Genomic DNA, 23,709 nt, shown 5'->3' with positions numbered 1-23,709 from the left:
AGGAGATCTTTTCAAATGACGAAGCTACAGGACAAGCAAGTTCGTATCGAACGAGACTTTCTAGGTGAAAAGGAAGTAGACACTCAAGCGTATTATGGAATTCAAACATTACGTGCAGTAGAGAACTTTCCAATTACTGGCTACCATGTTCATGAGGAACTCATCAAAGCATTAGGGATTGTCAAAAAGGCAGCCGCACTTGCAAATATGGATACAAAGCGACTATATGCTGGTCTTGGAGAAAAAATTGTTCAAGCCGCAGATGAGGTTATTGAAGGAAAATGGAACAATCAATTTATTGTCGATCCAATTCAAGGCGGGGCTGGCACTTCAATGAATATGAATGCCAATGAAGTCATTGCAAACAGAGCGCTTGAACTACTAGGAAAGGAAAAAGGCGCATATACTGAGCTAAGTCCAAACACGCATGTGAACATGTCGCAGTCAACAAACGACGTTTTCCCAACAGCGATTCATATTTCAACATTGAATATGATTGAAAAACTACTTTATACGATGGAAAACATGCATCAAGTCATGACAGAAAAAGCGCAAGAATTCGATCATGTCATCAAAATGGGACGTACGCATCTTCAGGACGCTGTTCCAATCAGACTTGGTCAAGAGTTTAGTGCATATGCAAAGGTTCTTGCTCGTGATATTAAACGAATCAAGCAGTCTAGACAGCATTTATATGAAGTCAATATGGGCGCAACAGCAGTTGGAACAGGACTGAATGCTGATCCTAAATATATTCGCCAAGTAGTTGGTTATCTAGCTGACATTAGCGGATTGCCGTTAGTTGGAGCAGAAGATTTGGTCGATGCTACGCAAAATACAGATGCTTATACAGAAGTATCTGCTGCACTGAAAGTATGTATGATGAATATGTCCAAAATGGCAAACGATATTCGTTTGATGGCTTCAGGTCCTAGAGCAGGCTTTGGTGAGCTGCACTTGCCGCCGAGACAGCCAGGTTCATCTATCATGCCAGGGAAAGTCAACCCAGTGATGCCTGAGGTCATGAACCAAGTGGCATTCCAAGTCATTGGAAATGACCACACGATCTGCCTTGCATCAGAGGCTGGTCAGCTTGAACTGAACGTCATGGAGCCAGTTTTAATATTCAACTTACTACAGTCTCTCAGCATGATGAAAAATGTATTTGAATCCTTTGTCGATAACTGCTTGCGTGACCTAAAAGCAGATGAATCTAGATTAAAAGAATATGTAGAAAAGAGTGCTGGTGTCATGACGGCGGTCAATCCGCATATTGGTTATGAAGCTGCTGCACGAATTGCGAGAGAAGCGATTCTTACAGGCGTATCTGTACGTGAGCTTTGTCTGCAAAATGATGTGTTATCAGAGGAAGAGCTTGATGTCATCTTAAATCCTTTTGAAATGACGAAACCAGGTATTGCTGGTGCATCACTTTTAGAAAAGGATCGTTTAGAAGATTAAGCGGCATCATGAGAAGCGCACACCGACAAATGTCCGGTGTGCGTTTTTTCATGGACTGTTTGTTTTTCTGAAGCTCACATAGTATACTATCGTCAATTATTAGGGATGTGACTGCGTTTGAATCTACTGAAAAAATGGTTGAATACAGAGCCTTATTTAATTATCATGCTCATTGTTCTGACTCCGATTGGGGGAGAGCTGAAATTTTATCCATTTGAGGATAGCTTTCGGGTCAGCTTTGGAACCGTTGTCTTTTTCTTTATCCTGCTTCAAATGAAAAAATTCCCGGCATGGGCAAGCGGCATCATTGCGGGGGGATCAGTGTTTGCATTCCGGGTGCTTCTTGATACCGCTGTGTCAGGCCACCTAGCGCTGGAAGAGGCCGTTTCTTTAAGATTTCCTTCCCTGCTGTATTACGTCGTCTATGGTACGCTTTTTTATGTATTACAGGTCAGACGTTTCCGTGATAAGCCTTGGCTCATTGGGGCAACAGGGATCATCATGGAACTATGTGCAAGTGTAGTCGAAATGATTGCACTCAGGGGAGCCATTGATGAAATTTTAACAGTGAGAACGCTGTTTCAACTATTTGTATTGGCGATTTTCAGAAGCTTTTTCGTGTTGGCTTGTTATACGATGATTCGATTATACGAAGAACAGGCGAGAGAGCGACAAATGAAGAAGGAAAAGGAACACCTGCTGATGCTGCTGTCGAATCTTTATACGGAATCTACATATTTTTATAAAACCCTTGCACATGCTGAGCACATTACAGCTACTTCATATCAATTGTATCAATCTCTGCATCATGCAAAGGATACGGAATCATTAGATTTGAAAAAACTCGGAAAAACAGCCCTGCAAATTGCAGGGGAGGTACACGAAATCAAAAAGGATAATCAGCGGATTTTTTCTGCCTTATCAAAACTGATTCATGAGGAAAATTTTCAGGAGTATGCAAGTCCTGCTCATATCGCTGGACTTGTGATCCGCATCCATGAAAATTACGCGGAATCTCTTAAAAAACAAATCGTTTTTCATTATGATGAAGATGGGCAGCATCCCGCTTATCACGTGTATACCATTCTATCTTTATTAAATAACATTGTATCCAATGCCGTTGAAGCCATTCCGGTGAATGGAGAGGTATCACTATCCATTTTGCGGAAAGAGAATGATGTGATTTTTCAAATCAGTGACAACGGGCCAGGCATTAAAGAGCGTAACCATCATGTGATCTTTAAACCGGGCTTCACTTTAAAATACGACCAAGCCGGGAACCCATCAAGCGGCATCGGTCTTTCCTATGTGAAAGACACAGCCGAGAAGCTTGGCGGAAGTGTTGAAATGAAGAGTATCCCAAATCAACAAACGATGTTCACTTTAACGATACCAATTGATCAAGTCAGCAGAAAAGAGGGGAATGGGAGATGAGATTTTTTATTGTTGATGATGATGAAGCTGTTCGTTCTTCACTGGCACAGCTCATTGAAGATGAAGAGCTTGGCATTGTGGCAGGGGAAGCAGAGGATGGTGCTGAAGTAACAGCGAGCTACTTAAATGATTTGCATATTGATATCTTGTGTATTGATCTTCTGATGCCGGAAAGGGACGGTCTTGAGACGATTCGAGCGATCAAGGATGAATTTCATGGGAAATATTTAATGCTGTCACAAGTAGAAACAAAGGAACTCATCGGCCAGGCATATACGCTCGGTGTCGAGTATTATGTGACAAAGCCGATCAATCGGGTAGAGGTCTTAAGTGTGCTCCACCTCATGATTGAACGTCTGCATTTAGAGCACTCAATTGAAAATATTCAGCATTCGCTCAAATCGGTCATGCAGTTCCAGCAGCGCGGACAGACCACGAAAACGAAGCAGCGTGGGAAAAGTCTTGCAGAGGCAGGTCAGTTTTTGCTGGCGGAGCTTGGGATTGTCGGCGAAAAAGGGTCTAAGGATTTACTAGATATGATTCTTTTCACAGATCAGTATTTAGCGTTACATGCCGATCAGCACGACTCTTTTCCTTCATTAAAAGTAATTTTCACTGGCATCACAGAGGATAAATTAAACGAACCTTTTACATCAGCAGACATCGCAAGAGAAGCAAAAGCAGCGGAACAGCGGGTAAGACGTGCGATCAACCAATCATTGAAACACATCGCCTCGCTCGGGTTAACCGATTTTTCTCACCCAACATTTGAAAACTATGCATCAAAATTTTTCGATTTTACCATTGTGCGTAAGAAAATGAGTGAACTCACAAAAGAGACAACTGGAAGAGAAGAGCACACACGTATCAATGTGAAGAAATTTGTACAGGTGCTCTATTACGAGGCGAAACGCATTTTTATGGAAGATTAAAAAAGACATGCTTTCTATAAGGAGGGCATGTCTCAGCGTGTAGACAAACCCTCGCATTCATGCTCGTCCTTCCTAGACTGCAAAGGTTTTCTATCACGCTGAAAAGAAGACAAAGGGCTAAAATAAAGTTCATTTTAGCCCTTTGTCAACAATCTGAAGACATGCTCTCTATAAGGAGGGCATGTCTTTTTTTGTGATGGATTGAAGATGCATCTGCAGCACGGAGCGCATGAGCTGAGGCGGTAAACGATGGGGCTGTACAATTCCATTCAACGCAAGCCCATTGATGACCGCATAAAGCCGCTCAGTTTCTAATAAAAGATCGATATGATCTAGCAGTAGCTCATCCTCTTTCAATTTCATTAAGCAAAATTGAACGGTTTGAAAAAGCTCGTCATACATCTTTGCATTGAGCGGCTGTAAATCTGGTTCAGTCAGTGCTTTGACTGTAAAAGCCTGCCACACCTCCATTTCAAATATTCGTTCTTCGTCTAGTGGAAGAACCTGCTCCAATAAAGTGAATACATTTTCCTCTGTTGAACCGTTTAATGGAAGCCTAGCAATTCGCTCCTTCACTCTTTCCTGAATTAAATTCATGGAGAATAGAAATAATTCTTGCTGTGTGGAAAAATAATGACGCATAGAGCCGGCTGAAATGCCAGCTTCAACGGCTATTTTTCGTACAGAAGCGCTTTCCAATCCCTCTTGTTTAATCACTCTCATAGCAGCTTGAGCGACCTTTTGTTTTTGTTTATGGTGATCGACGATTTTTGGCATACCTTGATTTTAGCACAGCTATTGTTTTTTTAACACAGTTGTGTTATTTTTTATTTAATACAATCGTGTTAAAAAGGATGTGGGGAAATTGGTCGGTTTATTGATTGTGGCATGTGAAATTGGTTTTTGGCTGTTTATTCTTATGGGCTTAACACTGCGTTATGTGTTTAAACAGAAAAAATGGGGTGCTTTCTTTCTTGTCTGTACGCCGATTTTAGATCTCATCCTTCTTGCGGCTACTTATATAGATTTAAAGCAAGGGGCTGTGGCGAGCGTCATTCACGGGCTTGCGGCTGTCTATATTGGTGTGAGCCTTGCCTTTGGACATCAAATGGTGAAATGGGCGGATGCCCGGTTTGCTTATCGTTTTGCAGGAGGCCCTAAGCCGAAGGGAAAACCAAAGTACGGGAAGGAGCGGTCTTTGTATGAAATGGTGGGCTGGACGCGTCATTTCATCTCTTATGTCATCGGAGCGGGGCTATTATATGGATTGACCTATCTCATCCAAGCACCAGAACGAACGGAATCTCTGATGCAGCTTGTCAGTGTGTGGGGGATGGTCTTAACCATTGATTTCATCATTAGCATCAGCTACGTCATTTGGCCGAAAAAACACCCGGAGAATATAGCAGGATGACAAAAAAGACAGGCGGATTTACTCCACCTGTCTTTTCTTATGATGACAGTCCTTTATAAATGGTGTCAATATTCCATTTCATCATCTTATAGTAGCTGTCCCCATCTTCACCTTCTTTGCCAATAGAATCCGTAAATACTTTCCCCTTAATCGGAACTCCGGTTTCCTCAGATAGGCTTTCAAGGCTGCGCTTATCTACACTTGTTTCAAGAAAAAGGGCAGGAACTTGATGATCTTTGACAAAATGAATGATGCGCTTCATTTGTCCAGGTGTTCCTTCACTTTCTGTGTTGATCTCCCAAATGTAGCCGGCTTTCAGTCCATACGCGTCCGCAAAATATTTGAATGCCCCTTCGCTTGTGACAAGGAGTTTTTTGTCTTTTGGGAGTTGATCAAACTTGTCTTTTGCTTCATCGTGAAGCGTTTGAAGCTTTTTGATATAGGTTTCAGCATTTTTCTCGTAATCCTCTTTATGCTCAGGATCTGCTTGAATGAGCGCATCTCTGGCATTTTGCGCATAAAGAATCCCATTCTCGACATTCAGCCATGCGTGTGGGTCCTGCTGGCTTTCAAGCCCTTTTGAAGACAAATGCTTCACTTTGACACCTTTACTAAGCTCGGCTACAGGTGCATCATCCCCGTCCTTGCCGCTCGATTCAAGCAGTTTTTGAAACCAGCCATTCCCTGTTTCAAGGTTCAAGCCATTAGATAGAACAAGGTCTGCATCCGTCGTATACTGAACATCCTTTGGCAGTGGGTCAAATTCATGTGGGTCTGTACCAATGGGAACAATGCTGTGAATAGAGACATGCTGTCCTCCTACTTCCTTCACAATGTCATAAAGAATGGAGTAGGTCGTGACAACTTTTAATTTACCGTCATCTTTTCCGGAACTTTTTTGCTGAGTAGAACAGCCTACGATGACCAAAAGGGCAATACATACTGCGGTCAAACGGATTGCTAATACCTTCTTCATATATGTCCTCCTTTTACATAGACGCTTCCTTTTTTAGCTGTGTTCGTTTTCGCTTCGATTTTAAGGATCTCCACAATATCCCTTGTTTCGGTGAAAAGATAAAGGCACTGCCGAATAATATGGTCGCGACCAGCACAATGGAAGCACCAGACGACAAGTTATACGTAAAGCTGAGCCCAAGTCCTACGACAGCTGAAACTGCTCCAAAAAAAGCAGATAAATAAATCATGATCCATAGCCGGTCTGTCAGTAAATAAGCGGTGGCAGCTGGTGTAATAAGCATTGCAACAACAAGAATAATACCTACAGTTTGCAGGGATGCCACGGTCACTAAGGTCAATAAGGTCATGAGGAAATAATGGATCATGCGATTCGGTAAACCGTAAACGGAAGAAATCACTGGATCAAATGAACTAATGAGCAGTTCTTTGTAGAAAACAATGACAGCCAGCAAAATGAAAATGCCGATGCCAAGCGTGATCCACATATCAGATGAACGAACGGCTAGTACGTTTCCAAACAAGATATGATATAAATCGCTGGAACTTTTTAAAAATGTAATCAAAATGATCCCAATGGAAAAAAAAGCAGTGAATACGATCCCGATGGCCGAATCATTTTTAATACGGCTGTTTTGACTGACATATCCGATGCCGATGGCTGTCAGTACACCAGTTAGAACCGCACCAAAGAAAAAGTTAATGCCGAGCATATAAGAGATGGCGACACCTGGAAGTACAGCGTGTGAAATCGCATCTCCCATCAAAGCCATTCCCCGTAAAATGATAAAGCAGCCAATGACGCCGCAGATGATCCCTACCATAACGGATGTAAATAACGCTTTTTGTAAAAACGCATATTCAAAAAGTCCGGTTAAGAATTCCATTACGCGTCTCCTCCTGCTGATTTTAAAAATGGCAGCTGTGTTTCATATGCTTGGAGCATGACCTCAGGACGAAGAATATCATGGACAGGCCCTGCTTTGACCAGCTTTTTATTTAGAAGAACGAGGTGGCTGAAGTAATCATCGGCTTTACTTAAGTCATGGTGGACGACCAGAATGGTTTTTCCTTCATCTCGTAATTCCTTCAAAATGCGGATCATCGTTTCTTCACTTGCCATATCAATTCCGACAAATGGTTCATCTAAACAAAAGAGCTGTGCGTTTTGAGCGAGTGCTCGTGCAAGGAAGACACGCTGCTGCTGACCGCCAGATAATTCCCCAATCTGTCTTTTGGCAAAGTCCTGCATCCCAACCTTTTCTAAGCAATGGTACGCATAGGCACGGTCTTCTTTTTTCGGTCGTTTGATCAATCCGAGCTTTGGGTATGTGCCAAGCAGTACGGTATCCAGCACATGGATAGGAAACGTCCAGTCTAGATCATTTCTTTGCGGTACATAGGCGATCTGTTTTCTCACTTGTTTAAAGGGTTGTTCAAAAAAACGAATGTCCCCTTGATCCTTTTCAATTAAATCCAAACATGCTTTCAATAAAGTCGATTTACCAGCACCATTTGGACCAATGATTCCAGTCATCGTTCCTTCCTGTATGGAAAGAGAGACGTTTTCTAGTGCATCCTGTCCATGGTATGAGACATACAGGCGGTCGATTGTTAAAGCATTTGACATCTCTTGCGTCCCCTTTCGATCATCAATTGCGTTTCTTAAAAATATATGCATACATTTAATAATTTTGACTAAAGGATGAAATGATTCTCTAACGCTAATTTGTTTCCTTAAGGAAACTTTTATCTTATTCTAACCGTATGTCCTTCTTTTGTAAAGAGAAATGCTGAATATTCCCATCAAGCGATCGTTTTTATGTTATGCAAAGAAGAGGGGACACGAGCATGGATTATTGAAAGTTCACATGACATCCTTGAATACGAAAAATCTCAAACATTTGCTTATAAATGATTGACAGTTTGTAAGAACTCCTCATATAATAAGGGTAATTCAATATATGAATATGTGCTCATATATAATATCTACAGCAGCTGATAGGTTTGATTGAATCAGGGAAGGCTACTTATATAGAAAAAGGTGAGAACATGAAAAAGATGAAGGATGAATACGTATTAAGCGGTCTCGATTGTGGAAACTGTGCACGTAAAATTGAAACAGGTGTCAGCAAACTCGAAGGGGTTGAAGCCTGCTCAATTAATTTTGCGACGGGTACATTAACTGTGACACATGCTGATGCACAAGAAACGATGTCAAAGCGTATTGAAAAAACCGTTCAGTCCATTGAACCTCATGTGAGTGTATCACCAAAAGAAGAAGGACATCACCACGATCACGATCATGGAACAAAGAATTTAAAAACGATTGTACTGAAATTAATTGGTGGTGCAGTCATTGGAACAGCGGCTTATTTTATACCTGACAATGGCTTACTGAAGTTCATCATGTTTTTCGCCGCATATTTACTAGTTGGCGGAGATGTTGTCTTGAAAGCACTGAAAAATATTGTGCGCGGTCAAGTATTTGATGAGAACTTCTTAATGACCATAGCTACGGTTGGTGCTTTTGTGATTCAGCAGTATCCTGAGGCACTGGCAGTCATGCTGTTTTACCAAATTGGAGAACTGTTCCAAGGGGCAGCTGTGAATCGCTCTAGAAAATCAATTAGCGAATTAATGAATATCCGTCCAGAATACGCAAACCTCAAAGTGGGGCAAGAAACAAAAAAGGTAAAGCCGGAAGAAGTCAAAGCTGGTGACCGTATTGTCGTCAAACCAGGTGAAAAAATTCCTTTGGATGGACGCGTGATAGACGGTTATTCTCTTGTGGATACCTCTGCACTAACTGGGGAGTCTGTTCCAAGAGATGTGGAAGCAGGCAAAGAAGTGCTTGCTGGATTTGTGAACCAAAACGGCATTCTTGAAATTGAAGTGCAAAAAGAGCTCAGTGAGTCAGCGGTTACGAAGATTTTGGATTTAGTCGAAAATGCAAGCAGCCGTAAAGCGCAGACAGAAAACTTTATCACAAAGTTCGCTAAATATTATACACCTGCTGTGGTCGTGCTAGCTTTATTGCTTGCCTTTGTACCACCGCTTCTCATCCCATCAGCTCAATTGTCTGATTGGGTGTACCGGGCACTTGTCTTTCTTGTCATTTCGTGTCCATGTGCTCTCGTTGTATCCATTCCATTAGGTTTCTTTGGCGGAATTGGTGCCGCATCAAAACGAGGCATTTTAGTGAAAGGCAGTAACTACTTAGAAGCCTTGAACTCTGTCCGCTATGCGGTGTTTGATAAAACAGGTACTTTGACAAAAGGGAACTTTACAGTTACTCATATCGAAGCAGCGAATGAGAAATGGTCAGAAGAGAAATTGCTTTCTTTTGCAGCGCTGGCAGAAGCGCATTCTTCGCATCCGATTGCAGAATCGATTAAGGCGGCTTACGGAGCGTCTCTTGATGAGAGCCAGATCGAATCTTACGAGGATATTGCGGGTCATGGGATCAAAGCGACAATTCGCGGAGCCCATGTATTGGCAGGTAACCATCGTCTTATGGAACGAGAGGGCATTGCTTTTGAAAAAGAAAAACGAAGCGGAACGGTTGTGTATTTAGCAATAGACGGTGAGTTTGCGGGATCTATCTTGATTGCAGATGAAGTAAAAGACGATGCAGTTGAAGCGATATCTTCTCTAAAAGCTGCGGGTATTCAAACTGTGATGCTTACAGGGGATGCTGCGCAAGTAGGAAATGCAGTTGCACAGCAGATCGGCATTGACGAGGTTCACACTGAATTATTGCCACAGGATAAAGTCGCCAAAATCGAAGACATGTATGAGAAAAAAGCATCTCAAGAAAAGTTATTGTTTGTTGGGGACGGCATAAACGATACACCGGTTTTGGCAAGAGCGGATATAGGTATTGCTATGGGTGGACTTGGTTCAGATGCAGCAGTTGAAGCGGCTGATATTGTGATTATGACAGATCAGCCATCGAAGGTAGCGGAAGCTATTGCTGTCGCTAAAAGAACGAGAGCCATCGTATGGCAGAATATTGCGTTTGCTCTTGGGGTGAAAGCCGTCTTTCTCATACTTGGTGCATTCGGTATTGCCACGATGTGGGAAGCTGTCTTCTCGGATGTTGGTGTCACTGTACTGGCTGTTTTAAATGCGATGAGGGTCATGAAATAAAATTGTAAGGAAAAATTCATGAATAGCGTCTTTCATAATAGACCCCCTCTTGTTAAAATAGAAGAAGTTGGATAATGGCATTTTCCTGAGCTGTTATCCTTTTTCTTTGTGAAGGAATGAATGAAAAAGATAAGGTAGGTGCTTTTGTGAGTAAAAAAAATAATCAATCTTCATCCATCAAGTTTGCAGTTATATTAACCATCATTGCAGCTCTTCTCATCGGTATTTTCGTTGTGATCGGTAACAACAACAGCCAAGAAGCACAAACAGTCGACAGTAAGCCGTCTATTAAAGGACAGCCTGTCATGGGAGATCAAAAGGCAAAAGTGCAAGTTGTCGAGTTTGGGGATTACAAATGTCCATCATGTAAATCATTTGAGACTGACATTTTCCCAAAATTGAAAGCAGACTACATAGATAATGGCGATGTATCCTTCTCATTTATTAACTTACCACTGCCTGTTCATGGGGACGGTGCGGTATTAGCAGCACTGGCTTCTGAAGAAGTGTGGAAAGAAGATCCGAAAAACTTCTGGGCATTTCATGAAGCGGTCTACAACGCACAACCAGATAGTGAAGCAGAATGGGTAACGCCAGCAAAGCTCACCGCATTGGCGAAGAAGACAACGAAAATTGATACGGACAAGCTGAAAGATAACCTATCAAAGAAAACATATCAGCCACAGCTGAACACAGATGATCAGCTGGTGAATCAATACAAAGTAAATGCAACACCAACAATTTTTATTAACAATAAACAAGTCCAAAACTTTTACGACTATGATGAAATCAAAGAATTAATTGATCAAGAGCTGAAAGGGAAAAAATCATGAAGAATAAACTGATTTACTTATACAGCGCTTGGATCGTCTCGATTGTGGCGACGATGAGCAGCCTGTATTTAAGCGAAGTAAAGAAGTTTATTCCATGTGATATGTGCTGGTTTCAGCGCATTTTCATGTATCCGCTTGTGCTTTTACTTGGAATTGCTACATTCCGTGGCGATGTCAAAGTGAAGTACTACGTTCTCCCTTTGGCCGGAATTGGTGCTTGCTTTTCCATCTATCATTATATGGAACAAAAGATTCCAGGCTTTGCATCGATTCGTCCTTGTCTAAGCGGTATTCCTTGTTCCGTTGATTATCTGAACTGGTTTGGTTTTATCACCATTCCACTCTTAGCTCTCATTGCATTTATTCTGATCATCATTAGTATGCTGCTTTTAAATGCAAAAGAAGATTGAGGAGATAGCCTGCTTAAAAGCAGGCTATCAGCGTGTAGACAAACCCTCGCATTCGGTGTCATTCCTGTGCGCTGGTGCTCACGAATGTCAAATTCGCTCCGCGAAAGTAGCTGTTCTTCCTAGACTGCAAAGGTTTTCTATCACGCTGAAAGTAGACAAAGGGATAAAATCAAGATCATTTTATCCCTTTGTCAACAATCTGAGCCTGCTTAAAAGCAGGCTATTTTTTATTTTTGCAAAAAGATAAAATTTAAAGAAAATTTGTATTGCTTTTCATTTGTGTCAGATATACATTAAGGGGAGAGTGTTAGATGATCAGACAATGGTAAGGAGATAAGCGGAAAATGGCATGGGAAGTGTTAAGTATTATTGGCATTGTGGCATTCGCCATTAGTGGTGCGATTGTCGCAATGGAAGAAGAGTACGATATTCTTGGTGTGTACATTTTAGGGATTGTCACAGCATTTGGCGGTGGAGCGATTCGGAATCTATTAATTGGTCTTCCGGTGTCTGCTTTATGGTCACAGGGCAAAATGTTTACCATTGCCCTTGTATCCATTACGATCGTGTTCCTATTTCCAAAGCTTTTGCTCAAGCACTGGAGCACGTGGGGGAATTTCTCGGATGCGATCGGTTTAGCAGCCTTTGCGATTCAAGGCGCATTATTTGCTGTACAAAGAGAGCTCCCGCTCAGTGCGGTCATTGTGGCAGCCATTTTGACTGGAAGCGGCGGCGGCATTGTGCGTGATTTATTAGCAGGACGAAAGCCACTTGTGCTAAAAGCAGAGATTTACGCAGTATGGGCAGCCCTTGGCGGCTTACTCGTCGGACTCGGCTTAGCGCAAGGAGAGCTTGCTTTATATCTGCTGTTTGTCATCCTCGTCATATGCAGGGTTTGTTCCTACTTATTCAAATGGCGGCTTCCCGCTAGGTCTTATTTTTTAAATAAAAGGTAAAGAAAAGGGCGATGTCGCTCTTTTTTTTATGTGTTATTCGAGCTTGATGTCAGCAGGTCAAGCTGTTTTCGTGTAAAATAAAAGTAGATTCTTTATTCATCATTGGAACAATACACGAGATGAAAATATTGTCATTTGACTGAATATGTAGATTCAGTCTTTTTTTGCCTAGATGGATTGTTATGTGTTGGTTTCGCTTTTTGCGGGATACTAAAGAAACGCTCATGACCGAACGGATGGATCAGAAAGAAATGAACACATCTTTGCATGTAAGCAAAACATGACGGAAAAAATGAAATGGGAGGGACATGTACTAGTGGAGATTTTTTTGGCAGTGCTCGTACTACTAGCACTCATTGCATCATCTAATATTATCAATCGTTTTCTGCCCTTTATTCCAGTACCATTAATCCAAGTGGGTTTAGGGATATTGGTCGCAGCTTTTCCTTCAGGTTTACATATTTCTTTAAATCCTGAGCTATTCTTCGTTTTATTCATTGCACCGCTGTTATTTAATGATGGGAAGCGTACCCCAAGGGACGAGCTGTGGAAATTAAGAGCGCCCATTCTTCTATTAGCTTTAGGGCTCGTATTTGCGACAGTCATTGTCGCAGGATATACCATCCATTGGATGATTCCAAGCATACCACTTCCAGCTGCATTTGCGCTTGCAGCGATTTTATCACCGACAGATGTAGTGGCTGTAAGTGCCCTTTCCAGCCGTGTGAATATGCCGAAGGGGATCATGAGACTGCTGGAAGGCGAAGGGCTGATGAACGATGCGTCAGGACTTGTTGCTTTTAAATTTGCTATTGCAGCAACGGTTACAGGGGCATTTTCCATTGCAGAGGCATCCTTTAGCTTTGTTCTGATTGCTGCTGGCGGATTATTGACCGGATTTATTCTGTCGTTTTTTATCATTCGTTTCCGCTATTTTCTCCGCCGTTTAGGCATGGACGATGTCACAATGCACATCATCCTGCAAATCCTCACGCCGTTTGTGATTTATTTAGCAGCTGAAGAAATTGGCGTATCCGGCATTTTAGCCGTTGTTGCCGGTGGTGTGACACATGCCATCGAGCAAGACCGAATGGAAGCGAATTTAGCAAAACTGCAAATTGCTTCTTCAAACACGTGGAATATTATTTTATTTATTTTAAATGGCCTTGTTTTCGTTTTACTTGGGTTACAAATTCCTGATGTATCGACCGTCATTTTCCAAGATGAAGCCTTTAATAATATGCAAGTCATCAGTTACATTTTAATCATTACATTCTGTCTGATGATTCTCAGATTCCTATGGGTATGGCTGTTCTGGGCAGGGAACTGGAGTGTATCGAAAAAGAAGAACACGAAAAAACCGAAACTGCGTGCTTCCATGCTGATGACATTCTCTGGTGTTCGTGGTGCTGTTACATTAGCGGGTGCTTTCTCCATCCCGTTTACGCTTGCAGACGGATCACCATTTCCTGAGCGTCATTTAATTATTTTCCTCGCAGCAGGCGTCATTTTATGTACACTCATTTTAGCGAGTGTGCTACTGCCTATTTTATCGGAGAAAAAAGATAAGCAAGTGGATGTGGACTTAGATACAAAGATTCAGCACGCAAAACGGAAGCTACTGAGAAGTGCCATTAAAACGTTAAAAGAAGGAATGAATGAGGACAATCGAGAAGTCTCCCTTGCACTCATCAATGATTTCCGAATGAAGCTACGAAATATTCAGCGGGAACCGTACCAGTTTGGTATGAGAAAACAAGAGAGAAAAATCAGACTGCATGGTATTAAAGCAGAACAGATGAAACTTCAGCAGTTGATTGAGGAAGAGAAAATCGACAAAGAAGAAGCATATGAGCTGCAAGAGAGATTTCATGAGCTGGAAATGCTCTATTCCAACTCTTTTAAAATTCGTTTCTCAAAAGTGAAGTTTCTGCGCTTACTACAATGGCTTCAATTGTGGCGTCCACATCAGCGTATTTCGAGCGGCATATTAGAAAACGAGGAATCGTATAAACAAATCCGCAAGAAAACGGCTGAAGCTGCGGTGGATTCTATTAAGCACCATATGACCGAAGACAATCAACAAACGTGTCATCAAGTCATTGGGTTTTACAATCAAGTGATTTTCCGCTGTGAACATGGTCCTTCTTTCTTCCAGCAAAAGGATCGTACGTTTGACCGGAAGAAGAAAGAGCTTAACTTCCAAGCCGTACAGACGATTCGGAATGAAATCCAAACTTTATATGAAAATGGCGAAATCAATCGTGATATTGCCCATCATTTAAGGGAATATATCAATGACATGGAAGCAGTCTTACTGACCAATACATGATGTTGTCATCTTCTCCCCTTTGTTTTATGATGAAAAAAAGAGACGAGCAGGGGGAGAGGCAGGATGACATATTACGGAGCGATTGAAGCTGGGGGGACAAAGTTCTGCTGTGCCATTGGCAATGAGCATGGGGATATCATAGAGGAATTAACCATTCCAACAGAGCACCCGGAAAAAACGATCCAATCACTTATTCCATTTTTTCAGCAACATGAAATTGCAGCATTAGGGGTCGGTTCCTTTGGACCGATTTGTGTCCAGAAAGACGATCCTTCTTACGGTTACATCATGAATACGCCGAAAGTGGAATGGAAGCATTACCCGTTGATACCTGAGCTGGAGAAACAATTAGGTGTACCGGTGTCCTTTACGACAGATGTCAATGCCGCAGCATTAGGTGAACTGACAAAAGGGGCCGCCAAAGGGCTAAGCAGCTGTCTGTATATCACGGTCGGTACGGGGATTGGTGCCGGGGCTGTTGTGAAAAATGAGCTTCTCCACGGTCACTCACATCCAGAAATGGGACACATCCTGGTCAGGCAGCATGAATCAGATCAGTTCGCAGGTGTCTGCCCGGCGCATGGTACTTGCTTAGAAGGACTTGCGGCAGGACCAGCTATTGAGGCAAGGTGGGGAAAGCCGGCTAAAGAGCTTACCGAAGAAGATGAAGTTTGGTCTCTTGAAGCAGATTATTTAGCACAGGCATTAATGCAATACACGCTGATATTAAGCCCAGAACGCATCATCATGGGTGGAGGCGTCATGAAGCAAAAACAGCTATTTCCGCTCATTCGAGAGAAGCTGGCTGCGTATGTCAATGATTATGTCGACATGCCGCCGCTTGATACATACATTGTCTCTCCTGGACTTGAGGACAAGGCAGGTATGACAGGTGCTTTGCTACTAGCGATTGAAGCGAAGAGAAACGCCTGATAATAGAGTTTTCAAACGCAACATGAGATAATGAAAAAGATGGAATCTATGAAAAGGTGGTTGTTAACATGGTCAAAAGCTTGAATGATACCGTAACACTAAATAACGGAGTAGAAATGCCATGGTTTGGTTTAGGTGTATTCAAAGTGGAGGACGGCAACCAAGTGGTTGATGCCGTCAAAGCAGCCATACGAAACGGTTATCGCAGCATTGATACGGCTGCCGTTTATAAAAACGAGACAGGCGTAGGGAAAGCCATTAAAGAATCTGGCGTGAAAAGAGAAGAATTGTTCATTACGTCAAAAGTATGGAACACAGATCAAGGATATGACAAAGCACTCGCTGCATGCGACGCAAGCTTAAACCGGCTCGGTCTTGATTACTTAGACCTCTATTTGATTCATTGGCCTGGACCAAATGCAGATACATTTAAAGAGACATGGCGTGCGCTTGAGAAGCTTTATAAAGATGGAAAAGTAAGAGCGATTGGTGTCAGCAACTTCTACGTGCAGCATTTAGAAGAGCTGTTAAAAGATGCGGAGGTTGTTCCAGCGGTGAACCAAGTGGAGTTTCATCCAAAACTGACACTTGTAGAATTACGACAATATGCGAAAGAAAAAGGCATTCAAATTGAAGCATGGTCTCCGCTGATGCAAGGAAAGCTTTTGGATCATGACGTATTAAAGGAAATTGCAGCACAATACAACAAATCTGTGGCTCAAGTGATCTTGCGTTGGGATCTGCAAAGCGGCGTTGTCACCATTCCAAAATCAATCAATGAAGATCGCATTAAACAAAATGCCGACATTTTTGACTTCGAGCTTTCACAAGAAGACATGGAAAAAATCAATGCACTTAATAATAACGAACGTGTCGGGTCTAATCCAGAAACGATGACGGTTGGGTTTGAATAAATAAAAAATCCCCTCAGCGTGTAGACAAACCCTCGCATTCTTTGTCAGTCAGTTCTGCGTGCAGGTGCTCACGAATGTCAAATTCGCTACGCACCAGTACAGCAAAGGTTTTCTATCACGCTGAAAAGAAGACAAAGGGCTAAAATCAAGTTCATTTTAGCCCTTTGTCAACAATCTGAATCCCTTTCTCTTTTTGAGAAGGGGATTTTTTAATTCCTGCTTCGGCGCACAGCCAACAGCATGAGGAAAGACAGGATCACAATACAAATCGTCCAAGCCCACGCAAGTTCCATTCGTCCAGAATCAATCGCCACATAGATGGCTGTTGGGAGGGTTTGCGTTTTCCCAGGAATGTTGCCAGCGAACATTAAAGTCGCTCCAAATTCTCCTAACGCCCTTGCGAAACTTAAAACTGCACCAGAGAGAAGAGATGGCAGTGCGAGTGGGACGGTAATATAGGCAAAGACCTGAAAAGAATGCGCACCATCAACTTTTGCAGCACCTTCAATGTCTGACTCAATCGTAGAAAATCCAGCCTTCGCTGATTGATACATGAGCGGGAATGCGACAACTGTCGATGCAATGACTGCTGCCCAATAAGTGAAGATGACAGGCTGATGGAAGATCCATTCAATCGCTTGTCCAATCACACTGTTCTTCCCGAACGCAACGAGCAGCAGAAATCCTACGACCGTTGGCGGAAGGACAAGCGGCATCATGAGGAGCGTTTCCACGATCATTTTCCCTTTGAAAGATGTACGGGCCATCCAAAAACCAATGGACGTTCCTAAAACGACAGCCAATAACCCGCTGAAAGCAGCCACTTGTACGGACAGCCAGATAGGTGAAAGAAAATCTTCGGTCAGCATCGGCATTATTTCACTTGAAAGCCGTACTTTTTAAAAATCGCTGCGGCCGGATCTGATTGGAGATATTGAAAAAATGCTTTCGCCTCTTTCATGTGATCGGTCTGTTTTACAATGCCAACAGGATAAATGATGGGGGAATGCATGCCTTGATTTGCCTCATCTACTATCTTTACTTTGCGAGAAACGAGCGCGTCCGTCTTATACACGACACCAGCTTCCACATTTCCTGTTTCGACATAGTTTAATACTTGACGAACATCCTTGCCATAGACAGCGTTCTGTTTCACTTGGTCCCATATATTCAGTTTTGTGAAAATCTCTTTTGCATATGTACCAGCAGGAACAGATTCAGGTGTGCCAAGCGCTATCTTTCCTTTTATGTGATCAACCTCGCGAAAGGTTTTGATAGAAGAGGAACCTTCTTTTGGCACGATGAGGACAAGCTCATTTTGTATGACATCCTTTGTATGATCCTGATCGATGTCGCCAGATTGAACAAGGTCATCAAAAGGCTCTTCAGCTGCTGAGAAGAAGAGATCCGCTTTTGCTCCTTGAGCGATTTGCTGTTTCAATGCGCCGGATGATCCGAAATTATTCGTGAGTGTCACGTTTGGATGATCATCTTCATAGGCAGATTCAATCTCTTTCAAAGCATCCTGCAGGCTTGCCGCCGCTGAAATCACAAGTTCTGTCTTTTTGCTTTGATCTGATGACGTCGACTCCGTTTGACACCCAGTCAGGAGCAAACAGATGGTGACGTAGGTTAAGAATAAATATTTCATGATCACACCTCTTTATCATTCAACATCATGTGTATCCTTTATTATAATCAAACTTATTTGACCATTCATAGGCTTTCAGGAAAAGAGAAAAGAAAAAGCCGCCAGAGGGCAGCTTTTAATGCTGATAAAAACGTAGTAAGTTCCCGTTGATCACTTTATCTGATAGAGACAGCTCTTTATTGGCTTTTTCTATATAAGGCTGGCATACTTCATCTTCTTCAACAGGTTGTTTTGTTTTTTGATCATAGCACGTGTTCTTTGTATAAAGATAATCATCCGTAATAAAGTTTCCATTTCTCAGCACAGCGAACGGTGTCCGTTCATTGGAGAAAAGATCATTCCCAAATTGAATAGAATCTTTTGATTCAATGCCGAGTAAATGAAGAAGTGTCGGTTTGACATCCATTTGACCGGCTGTTTCAGAAATGGTTTGAGGGGCCTCGTCTGTCACCCCAGGAATGTAAATCAAAAAAGGGACCCGCTGCAGTTTAACCGCATCAAACGGTGTGATTTCATCCTGCTTCAGCAGCTCTGCCATTGCCTCATGATGTGCTTCTGAAATGCCATAGTGGTCTCCCATCAGGACAAACATTGTATTTTCATATAGTCCTTCTTCTTTCACTCGTTCAAAGAACCTTTTGATAGCTTCATCTTGATAGCGGACGGTGGTCACATAGCGGTTTAAAATGGTGCTAGTCGAATCGTATTCATCAATGAACTGATCCTTTGGATCAATTTCAAATGGGAAGTGATTGGTTAAGGTAATAAACGTGCTGTAATAAGGCGTCTTCAGCTTTTTTAAATAATCGATGGATTGGTCAAAAAAGTCGATATCCTTTAAGCCCCAGCCAGTCGAATTCTGTTCATTGACATCAAATGAATCGACATCATAAAAGCGGTCAATCCCAAGAGATTCATACATCACATCACGATTCCAGAACGTTTTATTATTCGCATGAAATTGGACGGATTGATAATTCTCTTTTTTCAATTGCTTGTACAGTGTGTCATATTCGTTGTCACTCGCTGTGAAAAAGACAGCGCCACTGCTAGATGGATAGAGGGAGTTTGCGACGATAAACTCTGAGTCCGACGTTTTGCCTTGCTCTGTCTGCTGATAAAATTCATCAAAATAGAAGCTTTTTTTGGCAAGTTCATTTAAAAATGGTGTGATGTATTGTCCATTCACCTTTTGATTCATGACAAATTGCTGCGTTGATTCAAGTGAAATGAACACGACATTTTTGCCTTTAGCAAGTCCAAAGTAGTCTTCATTCGGTGCACTGTAATCAGCTTTTGTGTAGTTTGCCACTGTTGAAAGTGTATCTTCGTCAGCAAAGGCTTTTTGTCCAATTCGTGCTGTTTGAGCGGCACCGTCATACAAATGGAATTGAAACAGCCCAAGGTTTCGTACAATGACTTCTCGATCATATGAGCTTGTCAAAAATCGAGGGTGGTCCATCAAAGCTGAGCTGACATGGAACAATAGCAAGCTGCAGCAAACCACATAGTATGTTTTGATTGTCTTAAAAGACGCTTTTGGTGATAGCGGTTTCCGTTTTAAGAGCCATGCCAGCACCACAAAGTCAATCAGCATGAGTATAAATAGCGGATGAAACAATTCAGTCATACTGCTGCCCATATCTCCCATGTTCTTTGCTTGAAATAAGACAGGAATGGTAATGAAATCAATATAAAAACCGTAAAAGATCGTATTCGATATCAAAATGGCTGTCAAAATAAAATTTGTGGTCAATAAAAAGACCTTTTGTTTCGTTTCATTTAAGAAAAGAGCAATCCCAAACAAAGGGAGCAAAAAGCTAAGTGGATTGATCAAAAGCAGCCATTCGTGAAACAGATTGGCCGTTCGTATATGAAATCCGAATTGATAAATGATGTATGTTTTCATCCACATAAAGAGGATGGAGTACACTAAAAACCAGTGATTTTTGAAAAACGCTTTCATTTATGTAACTCCTCACCATTCTGTATTCAGCTGCAAGGCAAAAACACTTATCTTAAAACTACTAAAAAAATGAGGAATGATCAATTCATATCCTGCTTTTTTGCAAAACTCTTTTTTCTTTTTCTAAAACGGCAATGGGATGGATATCCCGCAAATGACAGCCATGTAATAGCAGGTGACAATGGTCAGAGCAGCTAGTACGACTTGTTCTCCTGTGCTGCCTGTTTTGACATAAAAGGGGAGACGTACTTTCATGGTTGCAGGGAACAAAAATTTAATACCGTTCACTGTGCCTGCATCAAGGATGAGGTGGCTTGCCATCCCAACTAGTAACCCGGTACTGAGGCTGTCATTTGGAATGTATGTTGTCGCAATAAAATAAATGATCAGCAAAAATAATAAACTATGTGTAAAGGTGCGGTGCCCGAATACACTACTGATCAGTGTGGAAAGGAGCGGGAATTTCCTGCCGATTTTGCTTTTCGTATGACATAGATCTGGGATGAGGGCACCTACTGATCCAGCAGCAGCCATCGTCACTGGTTCGAATCCGTAATAATAGGCGACGGCTGTGGAGGCGGCAATTCCGCCCATAATATGTGTTTTTCCTGTCATGATGCGTACTCCTGTTCTGTTTTTTGTTCAAGTACTCACTATATCAAGGGTGAATCCATTCAGCAAGGCTTATTTCTAAAGAAAATGGGATAAAATAGTTGGCTGTTTGGAAAAACATTCTATAATAAGAAGGAAGTCATATTGACACTAACGATAAGGATGCGATTCGGATGAGTAATGCAGACATTTTAAAAGAAATTGTTCTTGTACATTATGAAGTCAGCCGTAAATTAAACCGCAAGTTACTTGAGTTAGAAAAAGACATCACGCCTCCACAGATATATGCTCTTTCTATATTGATACAAGGAAAAGTATCACATGCTGAAGAGCTCAAACAAAGACTCTCTCTCAACCCAGGTGCCGCTTCCATTGCCCTCAATAAATTATGTGAGCAAGGCTACATTCAGAGAGAGAGGGACAAGGACGATCATTCCCTTGTCCGGCTAGAAGCCACGGAAAAAGGGCTGGCTATTTACGAAAAGCATACACGTCTTTTTGGAAAGGTGATTCAGCATATGATGTCAGACTTCACAGAGGAAGACTTAAAGACCTTTCTAACGTATTTGCAAAAAATGAGACAGACCTTTCACGATGAATGAACCGCTCCTCTTTGTATAATGCTGAGCGCTGTAGCACAAATTAAACAGGCAAAGGCATTTTATGAAAAGGGGGGAAATAGCGATGTCATTTTTCCAAAAGGATAAAAAGGCGAAAAGCGAGAAAGACCACCAGCAGGTAGATCAGCTGTTAGAAGAAGCAAGTAAAGAACTAGCAGGCGATCCGCTTCAAGAAGCTGTCCAAAAGAAGAAAAACAACCATCAATAAGCTGACAAAAAGGCGGAGAATCATTTCTCTGCCTTTTTTCTATGTTTTTCCCTTTGACAGATATGAGAATGTTTGATAACCTTCGTGTAGTAAAAATGAATAGAAATCCTCACGCTATGTCTCAGTGAGGTAGAGGTTGCGCGGATGATGAGTCACTCATGGGAGAGATGGAATCGTTGATCATGAGAAAAAAGGCATCAGCGCCGAAGTGTAGAGAGAGCTCCAACTTTCTTTATGCTGGGTCTGCATTGAACAAATGCAGGACTGCCACGTCTTTGAAGCGTGGAGGGCTATCCGGAGATCAAGGTGTATGTTTTGAAAAGCATGGACTTTTGTTCAGGCTTTTTTTTATGTTCTGATTGCCTAAGAAAAGGGTATGCTGGTAAGAAAGTGACCCAACATGAACATAAAGAATGCAAGTCATTGCTTCACAAATATATCAATGAAGATACTGCCGGGTCTGGTCCAAAGTGAATATAACGGAGGTACGAAAATGGAACAGACAAAAAAATGGGGTTTTTGGTTATTGACGGCTTTTGTCGTCGGAAATATGGTAGGTTCAGGCATCTTTATGCTGCCTAGTACACTTGCCCAGCATGCAAGTCCTTTAGGTGTGACGATGGCATGGCTTGTCACAGGTGGCGGCGTACTGATGATTGCCTTTGTGTTTGGACATTTGTCCATTCATAAACCGCAGCTGACAGCTGGACCACAAAGCTATGCAAGAGCGCTTTTTAAAGATCCGAAAAAAGGAAAAGCAGCCGGTTTTACAATGGTTTGGGGATATTGGGTGGCAAGCTGGATTAGTAATGTCGCCATTATCACAAGCCTAGCTGGTTATTTAACAACCTTTTTCCCAATTTTAACCGTGAAAACGGAGGTCTTTACTTTTGGGAAAGAAGCGATCACACTTGGTCAGCTCACAACGTTTATCGTATGTACAATCCTTCTATGGGGGACTCATACGATTTTAATTACAAGCTTAAGCGCAGCAAGTAAGCTGAACTTTATTACGACCTTTTCAAAGGTGCTTGGATTCGTCCTTTTTATTGTCGCAGGCTTATTTGCATTCCAAACCGCATTATTTGAACATTATTACTTCCCTGTTGAAGCAGCAAGTGGTGAAGGAGTGCTCGGACTTGGAGGCCAAATTCATCATGCGGCCATTTCCACACTATGGGCATTTATCGGCATCGAATCTGCTGTCATTTTATCAGGAAGAGCCTCCTCGCAGCGTGATGTCAAACGTGCGACGATTACTGGACTTTTAATTGCACTGTCTATTTATATGATTATTACCTTGATTACAATGGGCGTTCTGCCGCATGATCAATTGCAAGGTTCTGATAAACCATTCGTAGACGTGCTTCAGCTCATTATCGGGCCGGCTGGCGGCATTGTCATGGCACTTCTTGCGATCATTTGTTTATTTGGTTCGATGCTTGGCTGGATTTTGCTTGGTTCTGAAGTCCCTTATCAAGCAGCAAAAGCTGGCGATTTCCCAGCAGTGTTTGCAAAAACAAACAAAAAAGGCAGTCCTGTTTTTGCTTTGACTGTCACAAATATCATGTCACAGCTGTTTATTTTCTCAGTCATGTCACGTACGATTAATGAAGCCTTTACTTTCTTAACAACATCAGCGACACTTGCGTATCTCATTCCGTATATCGTGTCGTCGATCTACAGCTTTAAGGTCATCATGCAAGGTGACACATATGAGCTCCAAAAAGGAAACCGGACAAGAGACGGGATCATTGCGCTTGTGGCCATGGGGTATTCCGCTTGGGTCATTATTTCAGGCACAGCTGATTTAAAAACATTTGGTCTTGGGATTGGATTGTTCTTAGTTGGCATTTTACTCTACCCATTCATGTCCAAGAAATTTGCCAAAGGTACAGTTTAAAAA

Annotated in this window: 22 protein-coding genes and 1 riboswitch; of the genes, 14 read left to right on the top strand and 8 right to left on the bottom strand. The window is 42.1% G+C overall.

Features of this window, described 5'->3' with window-relative positions; genetic code table 11:
* The first annotated feature begins 15 nt into the window (after positions 1-15).
* From aspA to ASG46_RS01740, 3 genes are all read left to right on the top strand, one after another.
* Positions 16-1,461: an aspartate ammonia-lyase gene (gene aspA / locus ASG46_RS01750; RefSeq protein ID WP_035701391.1), complete on the top strand. Its 1,446-nt coding sequence runs from the start codon at positions 16-18 to the stop codon at positions 1,459-1,461.
* A 117-nt stretch (positions 1,462-1,578) separates the two neighbouring features.
* Complete coding sequence (locus ASG46_RS01745) at positions 1,579-2,895, top strand: ATP-binding protein (protein WP_039168275.1); 1,317 nt, start codon at positions 1,579-1,581, stop codon at positions 2,893-2,895.
* Positions 2,892-3,827 carry a response regulator gene (locus ASG46_RS01740; protein WP_007500228.1) on the top strand — a complete coding sequence of 312 codons (936 nt, stop codon included), beginning with the start codon at positions 2,892-2,894 and terminating at the stop codon, positions 3,825-3,827. The genes ASG46_RS01745 and ASG46_RS01740 overlap by 4 nt, the downstream gene beginning before the upstream one ends.
* A gap of 168 nt (positions 3,828-3,995) precedes the next feature.
* On the opposite strand, the gene ASG46_RS01735 is transcribed toward ASG46_RS01740, so the two are convergent.
* Positions 3,996-4,604: a TetR/AcrR family transcriptional regulator gene (locus tag ASG46_RS01735; protein ID WP_056702737.1), complete on the bottom strand. Its 609-nt coding sequence runs from the start codon at positions 4,602-4,604 to the stop codon at positions 3,996-3,998.
* A gap of 88 nt (positions 4,605-4,692) precedes the next feature.
* On the opposite strand from ASG46_RS01735, the gene ASG46_RS01730 reads away from it, so the two are divergent.
* Entirely contained in the window at positions 4,693-5,241 is a 549-nt protein-coding gene (locus ASG46_RS01730; RefSeq protein ID WP_041508109.1) for a hypothetical protein, read from the top strand.
* 37 nt (positions 5,242-5,278) lie between these two features.
* Here ASG46_RS01730 and ASG46_RS01725 read toward each other — a convergent pair whose 3' ends face one another.
* From ASG46_RS01725 to ASG46_RS01715, 3 genes are read right to left on the bottom strand one after another with little or no spacing between them, the layout of a single operon-like run.
* The gene (locus tag ASG46_RS01725; protein WP_056702734.1) at positions 5,279-6,217 is read right to left on the bottom strand and encodes a metal ABC transporter substrate-binding protein; all 939 of its coding nucleotides are present in this window, start codon (positions 6,215-6,217) and stop codon (positions 5,279-5,281) included.
* Between the two features lie 13 nt (positions 6,218-6,230).
* Entirely contained in the window at positions 6,231-7,103 is an 873-nt protein-coding gene (locus ASG46_RS01720) for a metal ABC transporter permease (protein WP_007500236.1), read from the bottom strand.
* Positions 7,103-7,846: a metal ABC transporter ATP-binding protein gene (locus ASG46_RS01715; protein ID WP_035701622.1), complete on the bottom strand. Its 744-nt coding sequence runs from the start codon at positions 7,844-7,846 to the stop codon at positions 7,103-7,105. The genes ASG46_RS01720 and ASG46_RS01715 overlap by 1 nt, the downstream gene beginning before the upstream one ends.
* A gap of 422 nt (positions 7,847-8,268) precedes the next feature.
* On the opposite strand from ASG46_RS01715, the gene ASG46_RS01710 reads away from it, so the two are divergent.
* The 7 genes from ASG46_RS01710 (at position 8,269) to ASG46_RS01680 (ending at position 16,746) form a co-directional block, all read left to right on the top strand.
* Positions 8,269-10,368 carry a heavy metal translocating P-type ATPase gene (locus ASG46_RS01710; RefSeq protein WP_056702967.1) on the top strand — a complete coding sequence of 700 codons (2,100 nt, stop codon included), beginning with the start codon at positions 8,269-8,271 and terminating at the stop codon, positions 10,366-10,368.
* 146 nt (positions 10,369-10,514) lie between these two features.
* The gene (locus ASG46_RS01705; RefSeq protein WP_041508108.1) at positions 10,515-11,201 is read left to right on the top strand and encodes a DsbA family protein; all 687 of its coding nucleotides are present in this window, start codon (positions 10,515-10,517) and stop codon (positions 11,199-11,201) included.
* Positions 11,198-11,611: a disulfide oxidoreductase gene (locus ASG46_RS01700; RefSeq protein WP_007500241.1), complete on the top strand. Its 414-nt coding sequence runs from the start codon at positions 11,198-11,200 to the stop codon at positions 11,609-11,611. The genes ASG46_RS01705 and ASG46_RS01700 overlap by 4 nt, the downstream gene beginning before the upstream one ends.
* Positions 11,612-11,955: 344 nt before the next feature.
* Positions 11,956-12,567: a trimeric intracellular cation channel family protein gene (locus ASG46_RS01695; protein ID WP_056702731.1), complete on the top strand. Its 612-nt coding sequence runs from the start codon at positions 11,956-11,958 to the stop codon at positions 12,565-12,567.
* 316 nt (positions 12,568-12,883) lie between these two features.
* Positions 12,884-14,899, top strand: coding sequence for a Na+/H+ antiporter (locus ASG46_RS01690; RefSeq protein WP_047945413.1), 2,016 nt, complete (start codon positions 12,884-12,886; stop codon positions 14,897-14,899).
* Positions 14,900-14,962: 63 nt separating this feature from the next.
* The gene (locus ASG46_RS01685; RefSeq protein ID WP_041507766.1) at positions 14,963-15,832 is read left to right on the top strand and encodes an ROK family protein; all 870 of its coding nucleotides are present in this window, start codon (positions 14,963-14,965) and stop codon (positions 15,830-15,832) included.
* 68 nt (positions 15,833-15,900) lie between these two features.
* Positions 15,901-16,746: an aldo/keto reductase gene (locus ASG46_RS01680; protein ID WP_041507765.1), complete on the top strand. Its 846-nt coding sequence runs from the start codon at positions 15,901-15,903 to the stop codon at positions 16,744-16,746.
* A 209-nt stretch (positions 16,747-16,955) separates the two neighbouring features.
* Here the strand turns inward: ASG46_RS01680 and modB are convergent, their stop codons facing one another.
* The 4 genes from modB to ASG46_RS01660 all read right to left on the bottom strand — a co-directional run bounded on the left by modB (position 16,956) and on the right by ASG46_RS01660 (position 20,978).
* The gene (modB, locus tag ASG46_RS01675; RefSeq protein WP_041507764.1) at positions 16,956-17,621 is read right to left on the bottom strand and encodes a molybdate ABC transporter permease subunit; all 666 of its coding nucleotides are present in this window, start codon (positions 17,619-17,621) and stop codon (positions 16,956-16,958) included.
* A complete protein-coding gene (gene modA / locus ASG46_RS01670) occupies positions 17,621-18,397 on the bottom strand; it encodes a molybdate ABC transporter substrate-binding protein (RefSeq protein ID WP_041507763.1) in 777 nt (258 codons plus the stop codon). The genes modB and modA overlap by 1 nt, the downstream gene beginning before the upstream one ends.
* Before the next feature lie 115 nt (positions 18,398-18,512).
* Complete coding sequence (locus ASG46_RS01665) at positions 18,513-20,363, bottom strand: LTA synthase family protein (protein WP_056702727.1); 1,851 nt, start codon at positions 20,361-20,363, stop codon at positions 18,513-18,515.
* 123 nt (positions 20,364-20,486) lie between these two features.
* A complete protein-coding gene (locus ASG46_RS01660; RefSeq protein ID WP_008347118.1) occupies positions 20,487-20,978 on the bottom strand; it encodes a metal-dependent hydrolase in 492 nt (163 codons plus the stop codon).
* Between the two features lie 170 nt (positions 20,979-21,148).
* Here ASG46_RS01660 and ASG46_RS01655 point away from each other — a divergent pair, with 170 nt between their 5' ends.
* From ASG46_RS01655 to ASG46_RS01645, 3 genes are all read left to right on the top strand, one after another.
* Positions 21,149-21,577: a MarR family winged helix-turn-helix transcriptional regulator gene (locus ASG46_RS01655; protein ID WP_007500254.1), complete on the top strand. Its 429-nt coding sequence runs from the start codon at positions 21,149-21,151 to the stop codon at positions 21,575-21,577.
* An 82-nt stretch (positions 21,578-21,659) separates the two neighbouring features.
* Entirely contained in the window at positions 21,660-21,803 is a 144-nt protein-coding gene (sspJ, locus tag ASG46_RS01650) for a small acid-soluble spore protein SspJ (protein ID WP_008347117.1), read from the top strand.
* Between the two features lie 122 nt (positions 21,804-21,925).
* Positions 21,926-22,104, top strand: a riboswitch (Lysine riboswitch).
* A gap of 192 nt (positions 22,105-22,296) precedes the next feature.
* Positions 22,297-23,706 carry an amino acid permease gene (locus tag ASG46_RS01645; protein ID WP_025207968.1) on the top strand — a complete coding sequence of 470 codons (1,410 nt, stop codon included), beginning with the start codon at positions 22,297-22,299 and terminating at the stop codon, positions 23,704-23,706.
* Positions 23,707-23,709 lie beyond the last annotated feature (3 nt).

The sequence above is a fragment of the Bacillus sp. Leaf49 genome (assembly GCF_001426125.1).
GTDB lineage: Bacteria > Bacillota > Bacilli > Bacillales > Bacillaceae > Bacillus > Bacillus altitudinis.
This window is presented reverse-complemented; position numbering and strand designations above follow the sequence as displayed.